Source organism: Ramlibacter sp., from assembly GCF_035554825.1.
In the GTDB taxonomy this organism is placed as follows: domain Bacteria; phylum Pseudomonadota; class Gammaproteobacteria; order Burkholderiales; family Burkholderiaceae_C; genus Ramlibacter.
On the sequence record NZ_DATMHS010000043.1, the window covers coordinates 1 to 17532 of the forward strand.

Here is a 17532-nt window from a genome sequence, read left to right on the forward strand (position 1 = left end):
GATGACCGCGTTCAAGGACACCGACTACGCCCTGCTGGTCGGCGCCCGCCCGCGCGGCCCCGGCATGGAGCGCGCCGACCTGCTGGCCGCCAACGCCCAGATCTTCACCGCCCAGGGCAAGGCCCTGGACAAGGTCGCCAGCCGCAACGTCAAGGTGCTGGTGGTCGGCAACCCGGCCAACACCAACGCCTACATCGCGATGAAGAGCGCGCCGGACCTGCCGCGCAGGAACTTCACCGCCATGCTGCGCCTGGACCACAACCGCGCCGCCTCGCAGATCGCCGCCAAGACGGGCGTTGCCGTCGGCGACATCGAGAAGCTGACGGTGTGGGGCAACCACTCGCCGAGCATGTACGCCGACTACCGTTTCGCCACCGCGAACGGCAAGGCGATCAAGGACATGATCAACGACCAGGAATGGAACGCCAACGTGTTCCTGCCCACCGTCGGCAAGCGCGGTGCCGCGATCATCGAGGCGCGCGGCCTCTCGTCGGCAGCCTCGGCCGCCAACGCCGCCATCGATCACATGCGCGACTGGGCGCTGGGCAGCAACGGCAAGTGGGTGACCATGGGCGTGCCGTCCAACGGCGACTACGGCATTCCCAAGGACATCATGTTCGGCTTCCCGGTCACGACGGCCAACGGCAAGTACGAGATCGTCAAGGGCCTGGAGATCGATGCGTTCAGCCAGGAGCGCATCAACAAGACGCTGAAGGAACTGCAGGAAGAGCAGGCCGGCGTCGCCCATCTGCTGTAAGCAGTGCAGCATCCGCGGCAGTTCCTCCTCGGCGCGCAGGCGAGCACCGGCTTCCTGCCGGTGTGCGACCACTACAGCGGGGTCGAGGCGCGGATGCGCAAGAGCCTGCAGCTGCAGGCCGAGCTGACGCAGGAGTTCGGCACCTGCGTCTTCGACGTCACGCTCGATTGCGAGGACGGCGCGCCGGTCGGCGGTGAAGCCGAGCACGCGGAGCTGGTCGTCGCCCTCGCGCTGGGCGCGGCGGCGGGCAACCGGGTCGCGGTGCGGGTGCACCCGGTCGACCATCCGGCCTTCGAGCAGGACGTGGCCACCATCGCCGGCCGGGCCGGCGGGCGGCTGGCCCACGTCATGATCCCCAAGGTCGAATCGCCCGCGGACATCGAGCGCGCGAGCCGCGCCCTGCGCGCTGCCGGTGCCCCTGACCTGCCGTTGCACGGGCTGATCGAGTCGCCGGCCGCGGTGCATCGCGCCTTCGACATCGCGGCGCATCCGCAGCTGCAGTCCCTCAGTTTCGGGCTGATGGACTTCGTCTCGGCCCACGGCGGCGCGATCCCGTCCGAAGGCATGGGCATCGCCGGCCAGTTCAGCCATCCGCTGGTGGTGCGGGCGAAGCTGGAAGTCGCCTCTGCCTGCCATGCGCACGGCAAGGTGCCCTCGCACAGCGTCGTGACCGAATTCAGGGACGTCCGCGCGTTCGGCGAGGCCGCCCGCCGCGCCGCCCGCGAGTTCGGCTACACGCGGATGTGGAGCATCCACCCGGACCAGATCCGTCCGATCCTCGCCGCGTTCGCGCCGAGCGCCCACGAGGTGGAAACCGCCGCCGCCGTGATCTGCGCCGCCCGCGACGCCCAGTGGGCGCCGATCAGTTTTGCCGGCAAACTCGAGGATCGCGCGAGCTACCGCTATTACTGGCAGGTGCTCGAACGAGCCCACCAGACCGGGCAGCCCTTGCCCGCCGAAGTCCAGGGGTGGTTCTGACCGCCTCTTGCAGTACCAGAACATTCATGGAGACACGCAGTATGAAGACCCTGATCGCCGCCATCCCCTGCGCGCTGTTGATCGTTGCCGGACCCGCGCTCGCGGCCACCCCTGCCGCGAACGGCAAGGCCGCGACCCCCACGGCCAAGCCGGCTGCCAAGCAGCCGGGAAAGAAGAACGGCAAGGCCAACAGCGTCAAGGCGATCGAGGAAGCCACGCCGGTCGACGACGATCCGAACGTGAACCTCACCGCCGGCGAGCTGGAGACCGCCAAGAAGGTCTACACCGGCGACATTCCGTGCGAGCTCGGCGCCACCGTGCACATCACGCCGCACAAGCGCGAAGGCTTTTTCATCGTGCGCACCGGCATCCAGCGCTTTCGCATGCAGCCGGTCGAAAGCCGCACCGGCGCCATCCGCCTGGAAGACCCGCGCGCCGGCGCCATGTGGCTGCAGCTTGGCAACAAGTCGATGCTGATGAGCCAGAAGATGGGCCGCCGTCTCGCCGACGACTGCATGGCGCCGGCGCAGGCCGCCATGGCCGAGACCCTGAAGAAGAACCCGCTGCCGAGCCTGCTCGAGCCGCTGCCGGCGCCCAAGCCGGCGGCCGCCGAGCCCGCCGCGCCAGCGCCCGCCGCCGCCGGCGACGCGGCGAAGTGACCCGATCCCGTTGCATCGAGACCAAGAGAGAAGACCATGTTGAAAGCCTACGTTGACCACGTCGCCGAACGCGCCGCGCTGGGGATTCCGCCGCTGCCGCTGTCGGCCAAGCAGACCGCCGACCTGATCGAGCTGCTGAAGAACCCGTCGGCCGCCGAAGCCGACTTCCTGCTGAACCTGATCACCCATCGGGTGCCGGCCGGCGTGGACGACGCCGCCAAGGTGAAGGCGAGCTATCTCGCGGCCGTCGCGCATGGCACCGAGAAGTGCATGATCATCAGCCGCGAGAAGGCCACCGAGCTGCTCGGCACGATGCTGGGCGGCTACAACATCGGCCCGCTGATCGAGCTGCTGGACGACCCCGAGGTCGGCGGCGTGGCGGCGGACGGCCTGAAGAAGACGCTGCTGATGTTCGACCAGTTCCACGACGTCAAGGAAAAGGCCGACAAGGGCAACGCCAACGCGAAAGCGGTGCTGCAAAGCTGGGCCGACGGCGAGTGGTTCACCAGCCGCCCCGAAGTGCCGCAATGCCTCAAGGTGACGGTGTTCAAGGTCACCGGCGAAACCAACACCGACGACCTGTCGCCGGCCCCCGACGCGTGGAGCCGTCCCGACATCCCGCAGCATGCGCTGGCCATGCTGAAGAACGCGCGCCCGGGCGTCACGCCCGAGGAAGACGGCAAGCGCGGCCCGGTGAAGTTCATCGAGGAACTGAAGGCCAAGGGCCACCCGGTCGCCTACGTCGGCGACGTCGTCGGCACCGGCTCCTCGCGCAAGTCGGCCACCAACAGCGTGCTGTGGTGGACCGGCGACGACATCCCGTTCGTGCCGAACAAGCGCTTCGGCGGCGTCTGCCTGGGCAGCAAGATCGCCCCGATCTTCTACAACACGATGGAAGACGCCGGCGCCCTGCCGATCGAGCTCGATGTCAGCAAGATGGAGATGGGCGACGTCATCGAGCTGCTGCCGTACGAGGGCGTGGCCCGCAAGAACGGCGAGGTGATCGCCACCTTCAAGGTCAAGAGCGACGTGCTGTTCGACGAGGTGCGCGCCGGCGGCCGCATTCCGCTGATCGTCGGCCGCGGCCTCACGGCCAAGGCGCGCGAGGCGCTGGGCCTGCCGCCTTCCACGCTGTTCCGCCTGCCGCAGGCGCCCAAGGACACCGGCAAGGGGTTCACGCTGGCGCAGAAGATGGTCGGTCGCGCCTGCGGGCTGCCGGAAGGCCAGGGCATCCGCCCCGGCACCTACTGCGAGCCGAAGATGACCTCGGTGGGGTCGCAGGACACCACCGGCCCGATGACCCGTGACGAGCTGAAGGACCTGGCCTGCCTGGGCTTCTCGGCCGACCTGGTGATGCAGTCGTTCTGCCACACCGCTGCCTATCCCAAGCCGGTGGACGTCAAGATGCACCACGAGCTGCCGGAATTCATTTCCACCCGCGGCGGCGTGTCGCTGCGCCCGGGCGACGGGGTGATCCACTCCTGGCTCAACCGCCTGCTGCTGCCGGACACCGTCGGCACCGGCGGCGACAGCCACACCCGCTTCCCGATCGGCATCAGCTTCCCGGCGGGTTCCGGCCTGGTGGCCTTCGCGGCCGCGACCGGCGTCATGCCGCTCGACATGCCCGAGTCGGTGCTGGTGAAGTTCAAGGGCCAGATGCAGCCCGGCGTCACGCTGCGCGACCTGGTCAGCGCGATCCCGCTGTACGCGATCAAGCAGGGCCTGCTGACGGTGGAGAAGAAGGGCAAGAAGAACATCTTCTCGGGTCGCATCCTCGAGATCGAAGGACTGCCGGACCTGAAGGTGGAGCAGGCGTTCGAGCTGTCCGACGCCTCGGCCGAACGCTCGGCGGCCGCCTGCACGGTGCACCTGAACAAGGAGCCGGTGATCGAGTACATCAACAGCAACATCACGCTGATGCGCTGGATGATCGCCAACGGCTACGCGGACGCGCGCACGCTCGGCCGCCGGATTGCCGCGCAGGAAGCCTGGCTGAAGGATCCGCAGCTGCTGGAACGCGATGCCGACGCCGAGTACGCGGCCGTGATCGAGATCGACCTGGCCGAGATCACCGAGCCGATCCTGGCCTGCCCGAACGACCCGGACGACGTGAAGACGCTGTCGGACGTGGCCGGCACCAAGATCGACGAGGTGTTCATCGGTTCCTGCATGACCAACATCGGCCACTTCCGCGCCGCGTCGAAGCTGCTGGAAGGCAAGCGCGACATCCCGGTGCGCCTGTGGGTCGCGCCGCCGACCAAGATGGACGCGCAGCAGCTGACCGAGGAAGGCCATTACGGCGTGCTCGGTTCGGCCGGCGCGCGCATGGAGATGCCGGGCTGCTCGCTGTGCATGGGCAACCAGGCGCAGGTGCGCGAAGGCGCGACGGTGTTCTCCACGTCAACCCGCAACTTCCCGAACCGGCTGGGCAAGAACACGAACGTCTACCTGGGCAGCGCGGAACTGGGCTCGATCTGCTCCAAGCTGGGCCGCATCCCGACCCGCGAGGAGTACATGGCCGACATGGGCGTGCTGACGGCCGCCAGCGGCAAGGTGTACCAGTACCTCAACTTCGACCAGATCGAAGACTTCAAGAAGGCGGCGGACACGGTGCCGGCGTGAGCTGGCCGCGGCCATGAGAAGGCGGCCTGCGGGCCGCTTTTTCATTGGCGTTCAGGCGGCCTCGCCCAACTGCCGCAGCGCCGCCCCGGTCTGCGCGTCGGCGGGAAAGAAGGTCTCCAGCGCGAGCTCCTGCAAGGTCACGTCCACCGCGGTGCCGAAGATCGTGGTCGTGCTGATGAAGCTCAGCTCGCCGGCCGGCGTGCGAAAGCGCAGCGGCATCGCGACCCCCAGGTGCTCGCCCGCGAGGTGCACGTCCTGCGCGCCCTCGGGCGCGGGATAGCCGCGCAGCTCGTCGCGCAGCGCCACCAGTTCGTCGTCGGCCGTCGCATGGATCTGCTGCGCGAGCCGCTCGAACAGGTGCGCGCGCCACTGGCCCAGGTTCACGATCGCCGGCGCCAGCCCTTTCGGATGCAGGCTCAGGCGCAGCACGTTGACGGGCCCGCTCAGGAGCGCCGGGTCGGCGCCGGCCAGCAGGTGCGGCACCATCCGGTTCGCGGCGACCAGGTTCCAGTGGCGGTCGATCGCGAGCGCCGGGTATGGCTCGTGGCTGGCCAGGATGGTGTCGACCGCGCGCCGCGCGTCGGCCAGGTCGGGGTGGTCCAGCGGCCGTTCGCGGTACATCGGCGCATAGCCGGCCGCCACCAGCAGTGCATTGCGTTCGCGCAGCGGCACGTCCAGGCGCGACGCCAGCCGCAGCACCATCTCCCGGCTCGGCAGCGAGCGGCCGGTCTCGATGAAGCTCAGATGGCGCGTCGAGATGTCCGCCAGCGTGGCGAGGTCCATCTGGCTCAGGCGCCGGTGCTGGCGCCAGTGCCGCAGGTGATCGCCGAACGGGCGCGGAACGCCCGCGGCCGCGAAGGCAGGGACCGTGTTCATGGCTGCATTCTCGTGCGCCGCAGCGGTCACGCCATTACCTCCCGCGTCATCGACCGGCCCCCGGTACCCGCCGATCATGGCCGCTCCCCAACGAAAAGGAGCTTGTGATGTCGATCTTTGCCTCTCCCGGATTCCTGCGCAAGGTGCTGCTGGCCGATGCCGCCTCGTGCCTGGCCACGGGTGCCGCGCAGGTGGCCGCGACGCAGCCGCTGGCGCTGCTGCTCGGGCTGCCCGGGCCGCTGCTGGCGGGCACCGGCTGGTTCCTGCTCGGCTACGCGGCGGTGGTGGCCGTGGTGGCCACCCGTGACCCGGTGCCGACGCCGCTGGTGTGGGTGTTCGTCGCCGGCAACGTCGGCTGGGCGGCCGCCTGCGTCGCCTTGCTCGCCAGCGGCCTGCTCGCGCCCACCGCCCTCGGCATCGCCTGGGTGCTGGCCCAGGCGGTGACCGTTGCCACGCTGGCCGACCTGCAGTGGGGCGGGCTGCGGCGCCACGGGCGCGCCCGGCCCGCGTGAGCGCGGCGGCCCTTGCCTTTCTTGTATGCTTTCGCCGTGGGCCGCGGAATGCCGCGGCCCCTGTTCTTTGCCTGCCCGAAAAGAGATCTGCCCATGACCCGCGTCTTCAATTTCAGTTCCGGCCCCGCCGCCTTGCCCGAACCGGTGCTGCGACAGGCCGCGCAGGAGATGCTGGACTGGCAGGGCAGCGGGATGTCGGTCATGGAGATGAGCCACCGCGGCAAGGAGTTCATGTCGATCCACGCGGAGGCGCAGGCCCTGCTGCGCGAGCTGCTCGGGATTCCGGCCAACTACAAGGTGCTCTTCATGCAGGGCGGCGCGATCGGCGAGAACGCGATCGTGCCGATGAACCTGATCGGGCGCACCGGCCAGGCCGACTACGTCGTCACCGGCGACTGGTCGCGCAAGTCGATGAAGGAGGCCCAGCGCTACGGCAAGGTGCTCGTCGCCGCCACCGGCGACGGCAGCGAGATTCCGCCGCAAAGCGCCTGGACGCTGGACCCCAGGTCCTCGTACGTGCACATCTGCTCCAACGAGACGATCGGCGGCGTCGAGTTCCACTGGACGCCCGACACCGGGGCGGTGCCCCTGGTGGCCGACATGTCGTCGAACATCCTCTCGCGCCGCATCGACGTCAGCCGCTACGGGCTGATCTACGGCGGCGCGCAGAAGAACATGGGCCCGTCCGGCCTCACCGTGGTGATCGTGCGCGACGACCTGCTGGGCCACGCGCTGGCGACCACGCCCTCGGCCTTCAACTACCAGATCCAGGCCGAGAACGATTCGATGTTCAACACCCCGCCGACCTACGCGATCTACATCGCGGGCCTGGTGTTCAAGTGGCTCAAGGCGCAGGGCGGCCTGGCCGCCATCGAGCAGCACAACGCGCGCAAGGCGGCGCTGCTCTACGACTACCTGGACCGCAGCAGCTTCTACCGCAACACCGTGGCCCGCGAGGACCGCTCGCTGATGAACGTGCCGTTCCGGCTGCGCGACGAAGCGCTCGACGCATCCTTCCTGGAGGGCGCGCAGCAGCGCGGCATGGTCCAGCTCAAGGGCCATCGCTCGGTCGGCGGCATGCGCGCCTCGATCTACAACGCGATGCCGCTCGAAGGCGTGCAGGCGCTGGTGGCCTACATGCAGGAATTCGAGGCGCGCCACGGCTGACGCGTTCCGGCCAGCTCAACAGCCGCGGCGCACGGGCTGGCGCGGCCGCGGATGATGGTCCGGCCCGGGCGGCGGGCAAACTGTTGCAGCGATGCGCCAGCGCCGGCTTCCCACGGCAAAATCAGGCGAACACCGTGGGAGAGTCTCTGATGCCGCATGCGTTCGCCAACACCCTCAAGACCTTCAAGACGCGGTCGGGTCGCACCGGAAAGTTCTTCGCGCTGCCCGAACTGGCGAAGCAGTATCCCAAGATCGGCCGGTTGCCGGTCTCGATGCGCATCGTGCTGGAGTCCGTGCTGCGCCATTGCGACGGCGTGAAGGTGACCCCCGAGCACGTGCGACAGGTCGCCAACTGGTTCCCCAACGCCGACCGCAGCGACGAGATCCCGTTCGTCGTCGCCCGCGTGATCCTGCAGGACTTCACCGGTGTGCCGCTGCTGGCCGACCTGGCCGCGATGCGCAGCGTGGCGGCGCGCCTGGGCAAGCCGGCCGGCAGCGTCGAGCCGCTGGTGCCGGTCGACCTGGTCGTCGACCACTCGATCATGGTCGACCACTACGGCAGCAAGGAGTCGCTGGACCTGAACATGAAGCTCGAATTCCAGCGCAATCGGGAGCGCTACGAATTCATGAAGTGGGGCATGCAGGCGTTCAAGACCTTCGGCGTCGTGCCGCCGGGCTTCGGCATCGTGCACCAGGTCAACCTCGAATACCTGGCGCGCGGATTGCATTGCACCGCCGACGGGGTGTACTACCCGGACACCCTGGTCGGCACCGACAGCCACACGACGATGATCAACGGCATCGGGGTCGTCGGCTGGGGCGTCGGCGGCATCGAGGCGGAGGCGGCGATGCTCGGCCAGCCGCTGTACATCCTCACGCCCGACGTGGTGGGTTTCGAGTTGACCGGTCGCCTGCGCGAAGGCTGCACCGCGACCGACCTCGTGCTCACGGTCACCGAGATCCTGCGCCGGCACAAGGTGGTCGGCAAGTTCGTCGAGTTCTTCGGCGAAGGCACGCGCACGCTCGCCGTGCCCGACCGGGCGACCATCGGCAACATGGCCCCGGAGTACGGCGCCACCATGGGCTTCTTCCCGATCGACGAAAAGACGATCGACTACTACGACGGCACCGGCCGCACGCGCGAGCAGATCGAGGCGCTGGAGGCGTACATGCGGGCGCAGGGGCTGTTCGGCGTGCCGCGCGCCGGCGAGATCGACTATTCGCAGGTGGTGCGGCTGGACCTCGGCGACGTGACACCCAGCCTGGCCGGCCCGAAGCGGCCGCAGGACCGCATCGAACTCGGCCGCGTCGCCGGCACCTTCACCGAGCTGTTCAGCAAGCCGGTCGGCGAGAACGGATTCAACCAGGCGCCGGAGCTGCTGCAGACGCGCCAGCTGGTGCGCCTGGCCGGCGAGGAGCCGGCCCGCAAGGTGCCGCAGCCGCCGCCCACGCCGCCCGCCGCCGAGCGCTTCGAGATGGAGATGGAGGCCAACAAGCCGACGCTCGCCTCCGCGCAGTCCGAAGCGCCGCCGCCCGAGATCAAGGTGGAGGACGTGACGATCGGCCACGGCGACGTGCTGATCGCCGCCATCACGAGCTGCACCAACACCTCGAACCCGGGCGTGCTGCTGGCGGCCGGCCTGCTCGCGAAGAAGGCCGTGAAAGCCGGCCTGCGCGTGAAACCGCACATCAAGACCTCGCTGGCCCCGGGCTCGCGCATCGTCACCCAGTACTTCGAGAAGACCGGCCTGCTGCCGTACCTGCAGCAGCTCGGGTTCTCGGTGGTCGGCTACGGCTGCACCACCTGCATCGGGAACTCGGGCGACCTCGCCACCGAGCTGAACGAGGCGATCACCAAGAGCGACCTGATCTGCGCGGCGGTGCTCTCGGGCAACCGCAACTTCGAGGCGCGCATCCACCCGAACATCAAGGCCAACTTTCTGGCCAGTCCGCCGCTCGTGGTCGCATACGCGATCGCCGGCAGCGTGCTCAAGGACCTGATGACCGAGCCGGTCGGGCAGGGCCACGGCGGCAAGGACGTGTACCTGGGCGACATCTGGCCGACCAGCGACGAGGTCCACAAGCTGATGAAGTACGCGATGGACGGCAGGGCCTTCCGCGAGAACTATGCGAAGGTCAAGAGCGATCCGGGCGAGCTCTGGCAGGGCATCCGCAGCGCGGGCGGCGAGAGCTACGCCTGGCCGCCCAGCACCTACATCGCCGAGCCGCCGTTCTTCAAGGACTTCGTGCTGGCGCCGCCCACCGCCGGCGACGGCGATGGCGGACGCTCGCCGGCGATCGCGGTGCGCGGCGCGCGCATCATGGCGCTGTTCGGCGACTCGATCACGACCGACCACATCTCGCCCGCCGGCTCGATCAAGGAGAGCTCGCCGGCCGGCCAGTACCTGCTGGCCCATGGCGTCAGCAAGATGGACTTCAACAGCTACGGCTCGCGCCGCGGCAACCACGAGGTCATGATGCGCGGCACCTTCGCCAACGTGCGCATCAAGAACCTGATGATCCAGGCCGGGCCCGACGGCTCGCGCGAGGAGGGCGGCCTGACCGTCTACCGCGACGCGCAGGGCGAGGCGCAGAAGATGTTCATCTACGACGCCGCGATGAAGTACATCGCCGAGGGCCGGCCCACGGTGATCTTCGCCGGCGAGGAGTACGGCACCGGGTCGTCGCGCGACTGGGCGGCCAAGGGCACGCAGCTGCTCGGGATCCGCGCCGTGATCGCCCGCAGCTTCGAGCGCATCCACCGCAGCAACCTGGTCGGCATGGGCGTGCTGCCGTTGCAGTTCCAGGGCAGCGACACCTGGCAGTCGCTGCGGCTGAACGGCGAGGAGTTGATCGACGTCATCCCCGACCCGCGCCTGCGGCCGCAAAGCGATGCTACGCTCGTCGTCACGAAGCCGGACGGCAGCCGCCAGGAGTTGACGCTGACCTTGCGCATCGACACGCCGATCGAGGCCGACTACTACCGGCACGGCGGCATCCTGCCCTTCGTGCTGAGACAATTGCTGGCCGCCTGAGATCGCCGCGGCTGCGGGCGGCGCACGCCACGCGCGTGGCGCAGGCGCCGCCAATGGAGCTGCAATGACGAATCAGGTGCTGGTGGCCGGTGGCGGCCTGGGTGGGCTCGCGGCGGGCCTGGCGAGCGTGCGCGCCGGCTGGGACGCGCGCCTGTACGAGCGCACGGAGGCCTTGCGCGAGGTCGGTGCGGGCATCCAGCTGGGGCCCAACGCGACCCGCATCCTGATCGGCTGGGGGCTCCAGGCGCCCCTGCTCGACGTGGCCGCGCAGCCGCAGCAGCTCCATGTGCGCGATGGCGTCGGCGGCGCCGAGGTCGGCACGCTGGCGCTGGGCGCGGCCTTCGCGCGCCGCTACGGCGCCCCGTACCTGACGGTGCACCGCGCCGACCTGCAGTCGGTGCTGGCGCAGGGCGCCCAGCGCGCGGGGGTGCAGTTGCGGCTGGCGTCGCGCGTGGCCGCCGTGCAGCCGGGCACCGGGCGCGTTCGCATCGGCGTCGGCGAATCGCGGGAGGAAGAGGGCGCCGTGCTGGTCGGCGCGGACGGCCTGTGGAGCGAAGTGCGGCGGCAGGTCTGCGATGACGGCCCGCCGCGCATCACCGGCCACCTGGCCTACCGCACGGTCGCCCTGCAGCGCGACCTGCCGGCAGCGGTGCGCAGCCAGGACGTGACGGTGTGGCTCGGCCCGCGAATGCACGTGGTGGCCTACCCGGTGCGCGCCGGCGAGTTCCTCAACGTGGTGGCGATCGTGCAGGGCAGATCCGCGGGCCCGGTGCAGGAATGGGATCAGGCCGGCGCGGTGGCCGACCTCATGGCCGCGATGGGGCCGCTGTGCCGCCCGCTGCAGCAGCTGGTGGCAGCGATGCCGGGCTGGCGCCTGTGGGCGCTGCAGGATCGGCCGCCGCTGCGCAGCGCTTCGCAGATGGCCAGCGGCCGCATCGCGCTGCTGGGAGACGCGGCGCATCCGATGCGGCCCTATCTGGCGCAAGGCGCGGGGATGGCCATCGAGGATGCCGCTGAACTGGGCCGGCTGCTGGCGGGCGTGAAGGACCAGCCGGAGCAGGTGCCGGCCGCGCTGCGCACCTACGCCGAGAACCGGTGGCAGCGTTGCGCCCGGGTGCAGGCGCGGGCCGAGCGCAACGGCCGCATCTTCCACGCCACCGGCCTGGTGCGCTGGGGTCGCGACCTGTCGCTGCGCCTGCTCGGCGAGCGCCTGCTCGACCAGCCCTGGCTGTACGGCCGGTAGCTGCGCCGGCGACGGCCGCTACAGGTCGGTGCGCAGGCGCCAGATCTCCGGGAACAGCACGACGTCGAGCATCTTGCGCAGGTAGCTCACGCCGCCGGTGCCGCCGGTGCCGCGCTTGAAGCCGATGATGCGTTCCACCGTCGTCACATGGCGGAAGCGCCACAGGCGAAACGCGTCCTCCAGGTCCGTGAGCTCCTCGCCGAGCTGGTACAGGTCCCAATGGTGCTTCGGATCGCGGTAGACCGTGAGCCACGCCTGCTCGACTTCCGTGCTTTCGACATACGGCTGCGTCCAGTCGCGCTCCAGGTGATCGGCCGGCAGCGGCAGCCCGCGCCGGGCCAGCAGCCGCAGCGACTCGTCATAGAGCGAGGGCGCTTCGAACGCCGCCCGCACCGCCGCCAGCCGCTGCGGGTGGTGCGAGTGGGGCTGCAGCATGGCGGCATTCTTGTTGCCCAGAAGAAATTCCAGGCAGCGGTACTGCGCGCTCTGGAAGCCGCTGGAGCTGCCCAGGTAGGGCCGGATCGCGCTGTATTCGGGCGGCGTCATCGTGGCCAGCACGTCCCAGGCGTGCACCAGTTGCTCCATGATCCGGCTCACGCGGGCCAGCATCTTGAACGCGCCGCCCAGCTCGTCGCCGGCGATCGCCGCGATGGCCGCGCGCAGTTCGTGCAGCATCAACTTGAGCCACAGCTCGCTGGTCTGGTGCTGGACGATGAACAGCAGCTCGTTGTGGTCGGGCGAGAGCGGCCGCTGCGCGTTCAAGATGGTGTCGAGCTGCAGGTAGTCGCCGTAGCTCATGGAGCGGCTGAAATCGAGCTGCGCTCCCTCCTGGTGCACGATGTCCTGTGGCGTGGGCTTGTTCATGTGACGGCATGCCTCTGGTTGAATTCGGGGCGCCGCCATTCGTCCATGGCGAGCACTTCGTGCAGGTGGCGCGCCGCGTGCCACACGTCCTGGAAGCCGGTGTACAGCGGCGTGAAGCCGAACCGCAGGATGTCGCCGTGACCGGCCGCCGTGCCGCTGGCTGCCATGCCCGGGCCGGCGCGGAAGTCGCCGATCACGCCGCGGGCGATCAGCGCCTGCACGATCGCATAAGCGCCCTCGCGGCGGGTGAGGCACACCTGCGAGCCACGCCGGGCCGGCTCGCGCGGCGTGACCAGTTCCAGCCCGCGGCCGGCGCATCGTTGCTCCACCAGCGCGATGAACAGGTCGGTGAGCGCCAGCGACTTTCGGCGCAGCGCCGCCATGCCGCCCAGCGGCTGGGCGGCCAGCACCGTGTCGAGGCCGCATTCCAGCGCCACCATGCTCAGGACCGGCTGGGTGCCGCACAGGTAGCGCGCAATGCCGGGCGCGGGCCGGTAGCCGGGCGTGAACTCGAACGGCGCGGCGTGGCCCCACCAGCCGGCCAGCGGCTGCTCGAAGCGGTCGGCATGGCGCGGGTGCACCCAGGCGAAGGCCGGCGCGCCCGGGCCCCCGTTGAGGTACTTGTAGCCGCAGCCGATGGCGAAGTCCGCGCCGGCTGCGTGCAGGTCGACCGGCACGGCGCCGGCGCTGTGCGCGAGGTCCCAGATCGCCAGGGCCCCGGCCCGGTGCGCCGCAGCCGTCACCGCGGCCATGTCGTGCATGGCGCCGGTGCGGTAGTTCACGTGCGTGAGCAGCAACACGGCGACCTCGGGCGACAGCGCCGCCTCGACCTGCCCGCCGTCGACCAGCTGCAGGCAAAAGCCGCGCTCGGCGCACAGCGCCTGGGCGATGTACAGGTCGGTCGGAAAGTTGTCGCGCTCGCTGACGATCACGCGCCGCTGCGGCGTTTCCTGCCGTGCGTGGTGCAGGGCGGCGCTCAGCACCTTGTACAGATTGATCGACGTGCCGTCGGTGGCCACCACCTCGCCCGGGCCGGCCCCGACGAGCAGCGCGATCTTGTCGCCCAGGCGCCGCGGCAGGTCGAACCAGCCGGCGCTGTTCCAGGAGCGGATCAGCCCTTCGCCCCACTCCTGTTCGATGCTGCGGGCCACGCGTTGCGCCGTGGCGCGCGGCAGCACCCCCAGCGAATTGCCGTCGAGATAGATCACCCCGTCCGGCAGCGCGAACAGCTCGCGCAGCCCGCGCAGCGGGTCCTGCGCGTCCAGGGCGAGGCAGTCGTCCAGGGGCGTCATGCCTCGTTGCCCCGGGTCCCGCGCGCCGGAAGCTGGCGCAGGATCGCGCGAACCGGCGATGCATCGGCCGCGACCAGCTTGAGCGGCAGCGCGATCAGTTCGTAGTCGCCCTCAGGCACTTCGTCGAGCACGAGGTTTTCCAGCACGCGCAGGTCCAGGCGCCGGATCGCCTGGTGGCTGGGCAGCTCCTTGCTGGCGGCGGGATCGATGCTCGCGGTGTCGATGCCGACCAGCCGCACGCCGAGGGCCGCCAGCCGCTCGATGGTCGCCGCCTCGAACGCTGCGAGCTCCGGATCCCAGCGATCGACCGGCATCCGCTCGTAGGTGCGCACCAGCACGCGCGGCGGCAGCTCGCCCGCGGCATGCTCGAGGTCGCGCCAGCGCACCAGCGGCCCCCGGCCGATGGCGTGGATCACGCGGCAGGGGCCGAGGTAGGGATCGAGCGCCAACGCGCCCACCGGCGCCCCGGCGGGGTCGTAGTGCAGTGGCGCGTCGGCATGGGCGCCGAGGTGGGGCGACAGCCGCAGCTGGCCGACGTTGACCGGGCAGCCCGGACCGATGGTGGCCGACCACGTCTGCTCGTACAGGGTATCGCCTGGAAAGCCAGGGGTTTGCGGGCCGACAGGCGGCGAAATGTCCCAGATCGTGCGCATGGGGCGCAGTGTGCCTTGGCCGGCGCCGGCCCGTGGACGGGGAGGGTGCTGTCAACCACCCCCAGGCGTTGCGCGTTGCCCGATGAACTGTACATAAATACAGTTACCTCAAAGGAGCGATCATGGAACTGCAGCAGGCGCGCGCCGTGCTCGACACACTGGCGCAAGGCTTCCACCCGGTCACGGGCGTTCTGCTGGACGCCGACAGCCCGTATTGCGACCCCACCGTCATCCGCGCGCTGTTCACGGCGGCGCGCGCGCTCGAAGACAGGGATGGCCCGCCGGCCGCGCTGCCCAAGGTGCCGTCCTCGCGCCGGGCCGCTGCGCCCAATCAAGGCAAGCCGTGGGCGCCGGAGGACGATGCGAAGCTGGATGCGGCATTTGCCGCTGGTGCGGACCTCAAGCCGCTGGCGCAGGAGCTGGGCCGCAGCGCCTTCGCGCTCGAAGCCCGCCTGGTCAAGCTGGGCCGGCTGGCGCCGCGCAGCGGGATGCGGTTCCCCAGCGCCGGCACGGCGGTCTGATCCGCCTGCGCTGAAACAGAACGCCTGGCGGCCGTTCGCCCTTCAGCCGATCCGGCCCAGCAGCAGGTACTCCATGAGTGCCTTCTGCACGTGCATTCTGTTCTCCGCCTCGTCCCAGACCACGGACTGGGGACCGTCGATCACCTCGGCCTCGACTTCCTCGCCGCGGTGGGCGGGCAGGCAATGCATGAAGAGCGCGTCGGGCTTGGCGACCTGCATCATCTCCTGGTCGACGCGCCAGTCGGCGAAGGCCTTCTTGCGCTCCTCGTTCTCGGCCTCGTAGCCCATGCTGGTCCAGACGTCGGTGGTCACGAGGTCGGCGCCGCGGCAGGCCTGCATCGGGTCCTGGAAGACCTTGTAGCTTTCGTTGCTGCGCAGGCCGGCGACCGTCTGGTCGACTTCGTAGCCGCTGGGCGTGCTGACATGCACCGTGAAGCCGAGCAGCTCGGCCGCCTGCAGCCAGGTGTTGGCCATGTTGTTGCCGTCACCGACCCAGGCCACGACCTTGCCCTTCAAGGCGGCGATGTCCAACTGGCCGTCGGGCGCGGCGCAGCGGTGCTCCATGAACGTGAACAGGTCCGCCATGATCTGGCACGGGTGGAACTCGTTGGTCAGCCCGTTGATGACCGGCACCCGCGAATGCGCCGCGAAGCGCTCGATCTTGTCCTGGCCATAGGTGCGGATCATCACCAGGTCGACCATGCGGCTGATCACCTTGGCGCTGTCCTCGATCGGTTCCGCGCGGCCCAGCTGGCTGTCGCCGGTGGTCAGGTGCACCACGCTGCCGCCCAGCTGGTACATGCCCGCCTCGAAGCTCACGCGGGTGCGGGTCGATGCTTTCTCGAAGATCATCGCCAGCGTGCGGTCGGCCAGCGGGTGGTACTTCTCGTAGGCCTTGAACTTGCGCTTGATGATCGCGGCGCGCTCGAACAGCCACGCGTATTCGTCGGCCCTCAGGTCGCTGAACTGGAGGTAATGCTGCAGGGCCATCGTCATTCCGAGAGGAAAGCCTTCACCAATGGCGCGAGCCGGGCGACGATCTCGTCGGCCTCGGCCGGCGTGAGGATCAGGGCGGGGACGAGACGGATCACGCTGTCCGCCGTGACGCTGATCAGCAAGCCGTTCTCGGCGGCGCGCTGCACCAGCACGCCGCAGGGCTTGGCCAGTTCGACGCCCAGCATCAGCCCCTGGCCGCGAATCTCCTTGAGCCCCGGCAGCCCGCCCAGCTCGCGCGTGAGCGCCGCCTTCAGGTGCGCGCCGACCCGCGCGGCGTTTTCCAGCAGGCCATCCTCTTCCACGATGCGCATCGTCTCGACGCCGGCGCGCATGGCGAGCGGATTGCCGCCGAACGTGGTGCCGTGGTTGCCCGGCTGGAACACGTTGGCCGCCCGGGGGCCGGCCACCACCGCGCCGATCGGCACGCCCGATCCCAGGCCCTTGGCCAGCGGCATCACGTCGGCCTGGATGCCGGCCCACTGGTGGGCAAACCACTTGCCGGTGCGGCCCATGCCGCACTGCACCTCGTCGATCATCATCAGCCACTCGCGCTCGTCGCACAGCCTGCGCACCTGCTGCAGGTACTCGATGCGCATCGGGTTGACGCCGCCTTCGCCCTGGATCGTCTCGAAGAACACCGCCACGACGTTCGGATTGCCTTCGGTTGCCCGCCGCAGCGCGGCGATGTCGTTCAGCGGCACCCGCACGAAGCCTTCCACCAGCGGCGCGAAGCCCTGCTGCACCTTCGCATTGCCGGTGGCGGAGAGGGTGGCGATGCTGCGGCCGTGGAAGGCCTTCTCGTACACCACGATCTCCGGCCGCTCGATGCCGCGGTCGTGGCCGTACTTGCGCGCCAGCTTCAGCGCCGCCTCGTTCGCTTCGAGGCCGCTGTTGCAGAAGAACACGTTGGTCATGCCCGAGACTTCGACCAGCTTGGCCGCCAGGGCCTCCTGGCCGGGCACGTGATAGTAGTTCGACGTATGGATCAGCTTGCTGATCTGGTCCTGCAGCGCCGGCACCAGCTTGGGATGGTTGTGGCCCAGCGTGTTGACGGCGATGCCGGCCAGCGCGTCGAGATATTCCTTGCCGTTCACGTCCCAGACGCGCACGCCTCGGCCATGCGACAACGCAATCGGCACCCGGCCGTAGGTGTTCATGACGTGGGGCGAAGCGGGCGCTGTCGATGCCATCTGGGATCTCCAAAAAAGAAGCGGCTCAACGAAGTGAGCCGTTGAAGCGTGATTTTAGGCACAGACGGCGCGGACCCCGCCCGCCGGGCGGGCAACAAAAAAGCCGTCTGGCGACGGCTTCTTGCTTTGCTGGCAGCGCACCCGTTTCAAACGGCGGGTTCCTGGGG

At 69.6% G+C, this 17532-nt stretch carries 15 protein-coding genes; 9 read left to right on the forward strand and 6 right to left on the reverse strand.

Annotation, left to right across the window (positions count from 1 at the left end; genetic code table 11):
* The 4 genes from VNT59_RS04480 to acnB form a co-directional block, all read left to right on the forward strand.
* On the forward strand, positions 1-757 hold a 757-nt coding region (locus VNT59_RS04480; RefSeq protein ID WP_325497041.1), incomplete at its 5' end, for a malate dehydrogenase.
* Positions 758-760: 3 nt separating this feature from the next.
* On the forward strand, positions 761-1735 hold the full coding sequence (locus tag VNT59_RS04485) for a CoA ester lyase (RefSeq protein WP_325497043.1): 975 nt from the start codon (positions 761-763) through the stop codon (positions 1733-1735).
* A 41-nt stretch (positions 1736-1776) separates the two neighbouring features.
* Positions 1777-2394, forward strand: a complete 618-nt coding sequence (locus VNT59_RS04490; RefSeq protein ID WP_325497046.1) for a hypothetical protein — start codon at positions 1777-1779, stop codon at positions 2392-2394.
* A gap of 36 nt (positions 2395-2430) precedes the next feature.
* Positions 2431-5016: a bifunctional aconitate hydratase 2/2-methylisocitrate dehydratase gene (gene acnB / locus VNT59_RS04495; protein ID WP_325497048.1), complete on the forward strand. Its 2586-nt coding sequence runs from the start codon at positions 2431-2433 to the stop codon at positions 5014-5016.
* A 51-nt stretch (positions 5017-5067) separates the two neighbouring features.
* Here the strand turns inward: acnB and VNT59_RS04500 are convergent, their stop codons facing one another.
* The gene (locus VNT59_RS04500) at positions 5068-5892 is read right to left on the reverse strand and encodes a helix-turn-helix transcriptional regulator (protein ID WP_325497050.1); all 825 of its coding nucleotides are present in this window, start codon (positions 5890-5892) and stop codon (positions 5068-5070) included.
* Between the two features lie 107 nt (positions 5893-5999).
* Between VNT59_RS04500 and VNT59_RS04505 the strand changes: the two genes are divergently transcribed.
* The 4 genes from VNT59_RS04505 to VNT59_RS04520 all read left to right on the forward strand — a co-directional run bounded on the left by VNT59_RS04505 (position 6000) and on the right by VNT59_RS04520 (position 11849).
* Positions 6000-6404 carry a hypothetical protein gene (locus VNT59_RS04505; RefSeq protein WP_325497052.1) on the forward strand — a complete coding sequence of 135 codons (405 nt, stop codon included), beginning with the start codon at positions 6000-6002 and terminating at the stop codon, positions 6402-6404.
* 93 nt (positions 6405-6497) lie between these two features.
* Positions 6498-7571: a 3-phosphoserine/phosphohydroxythreonine transaminase gene (serC, locus tag VNT59_RS04510; RefSeq protein ID WP_325497054.1), complete on the forward strand. Its 1074-nt coding sequence runs from the start codon at positions 6498-6500 to the stop codon at positions 7569-7571.
* A gap of 149 nt (positions 7572-7720) precedes the next feature.
* Complete coding sequence (locus VNT59_RS04515) at positions 7721-10606, forward strand: aconitate hydratase (RefSeq protein ID WP_325497056.1); 2886 nt, start codon at positions 7721-7723, stop codon at positions 10604-10606.
* A gap of 64 nt (positions 10607-10670) precedes the next feature.
* Positions 10671-11849 carry an FAD-dependent monooxygenase gene (locus tag VNT59_RS04520; protein WP_325497058.1) on the forward strand — a complete coding sequence of 393 codons (1179 nt, stop codon included), beginning with the start codon at positions 10671-10673 and terminating at the stop codon, positions 11847-11849.
* 18 nt (positions 11850-11867) lie between these two features.
* On the opposite strand, the gene kynA is transcribed toward VNT59_RS04520, so the two are convergent.
* The 3 genes from kynA to kynB are packed head-to-tail and all read right to left on the reverse strand — an operon-like array spanning position 11868 to position 14658.
* Entirely contained in the window at positions 11868-12713 is an 846-nt protein-coding gene (gene kynA, locus VNT59_RS04525) for a tryptophan 2,3-dioxygenase (RefSeq protein WP_325497059.1), read from the reverse strand.
* Positions 12710-14005, reverse strand: a complete 1296-nt coding sequence (kynU, locus tag VNT59_RS04530) for a kynureninase (RefSeq protein ID WP_325497061.1) — start codon at positions 14003-14005, stop codon at positions 12710-12712. Before kynU ends, kynA begins: the two co-directional genes overlap by 4 nt.
* On the reverse strand, positions 14002-14658 hold the full coding sequence (gene kynB, locus VNT59_RS04535; RefSeq protein ID WP_325497063.1) for an arylformamidase: 657 nt from the start codon (positions 14656-14658) through the stop codon (positions 14002-14004). Before kynB ends, kynU begins: the two co-directional genes overlap by 4 nt.
* A 122-nt stretch (positions 14659-14780) precedes the next feature.
* Between kynB and VNT59_RS04540 the strand changes: the two genes are divergently transcribed.
* Complete coding sequence (locus VNT59_RS04540) at positions 14781-15179, forward strand: hypothetical protein (RefSeq protein ID WP_325497065.1); 399 nt, start codon at positions 14781-14783, stop codon at positions 15177-15179.
* A gap of 42 nt (positions 15180-15221) precedes the next feature.
* Here VNT59_RS04540 and argF read toward each other — a convergent pair whose 3' ends face one another.
* Together argF and VNT59_RS04550 are read right to left on the reverse strand one after the other, a co-directional pair.
* On the reverse strand, positions 15222-16169 hold the full coding sequence (argF, locus tag VNT59_RS04545) for an ornithine carbamoyltransferase (RefSeq protein ID WP_414708337.1): 948 nt from the start codon (positions 16167-16169) through the stop codon (positions 15222-15224).
* A gap of 2 nt (positions 16170-16171) precedes the next feature.
* Positions 16172-17365: an aspartate aminotransferase family protein gene (locus VNT59_RS04550; protein ID WP_325497069.1), complete on the reverse strand. Its 1194-nt coding sequence runs from the start codon at positions 17363-17365 to the stop codon at positions 16172-16174.
* Between the last annotated feature and the right edge of the window lie 167 nt (positions 17366-17532).

Coding starts and splice junctions, on each gene's coding strand:
- VNT59_RS04490 (WP_325497046.1), top strand. CDS start 1,777: ATGAAGACCCTGATCGCCGCCATCCCCTGCGCGCTGTTGATCGTTGCC.
- acnB (WP_325497048.1), top strand. CDS start 2,431: ATGTTGAAAGCCTACGTTGACCACGTCGCCGAACGCGCCGCGCTGGGG.
- VNT59_RS04500 (WP_325497050.1), bottom strand. CDS start 5,892: ATGAACACGGTCCCTGCCTTCGCGGCCGCGGGCGTTCCGCGCCCGTTC.
- VNT59_RS04505 (WP_325497052.1), top strand. CDS start 6,000: ATGTCGATCTTTGCCTCTCCCGGATTCCTGCGCAAGGTGCTGCTGGCC.
- serC (WP_325497054.1), top strand. CDS start 6,498: ATGACCCGCGTCTTCAATTTCAGTTCCGGCCCCGCCGCCTTGCCCGAA.
- VNT59_RS04515 (WP_325497056.1), top strand. CDS start 7,721: ATGCCGCATGCGTTCGCCAACACCCTCAAGACCTTCAAGACGCGGTCG.
- VNT59_RS04520 (WP_325497058.1), top strand. CDS start 10,671: ATGACGAATCAGGTGCTGGTGGCCGGTGGCGGCCTGGGTGGGCTCGCG.
- kynA (WP_325497059.1), bottom strand. CDS start 12,713: ATGAACAAGCCCACGCCACAGGACATCGTGCACCAGGAGGGAGCGCAG.
- kynU (WP_325497061.1), bottom strand. CDS start 14,005: ATGACGCCCCTGGACGACTGCCTCGCCCTGGACGCGCAGGACCCGCTG.
- kynB (WP_325497063.1), bottom strand. CDS start 14,658: ATGCGCACGATCTGGGACATTTCGCCGCCTGTCGGCCCGCAAACCCCT.
- VNT59_RS04540 (WP_325497065.1), top strand. CDS start 14,781: ATGGAACTGCAGCAGGCGCGCGCCGTGCTCGACACACTGGCGCAAGGC.
- argF (WP_414708337.1), bottom strand. CDS start 16,169: ATGGCCCTGCAGCATTACCTCCAGTTCAGCGACCTGAGGGCCGACGAA.
- VNT59_RS04550 (WP_325497069.1), bottom strand. CDS start 17,365: ATGGCATCGACAGCGCCCGCTTCGCCCCACGTCATGAACACCTACGGC.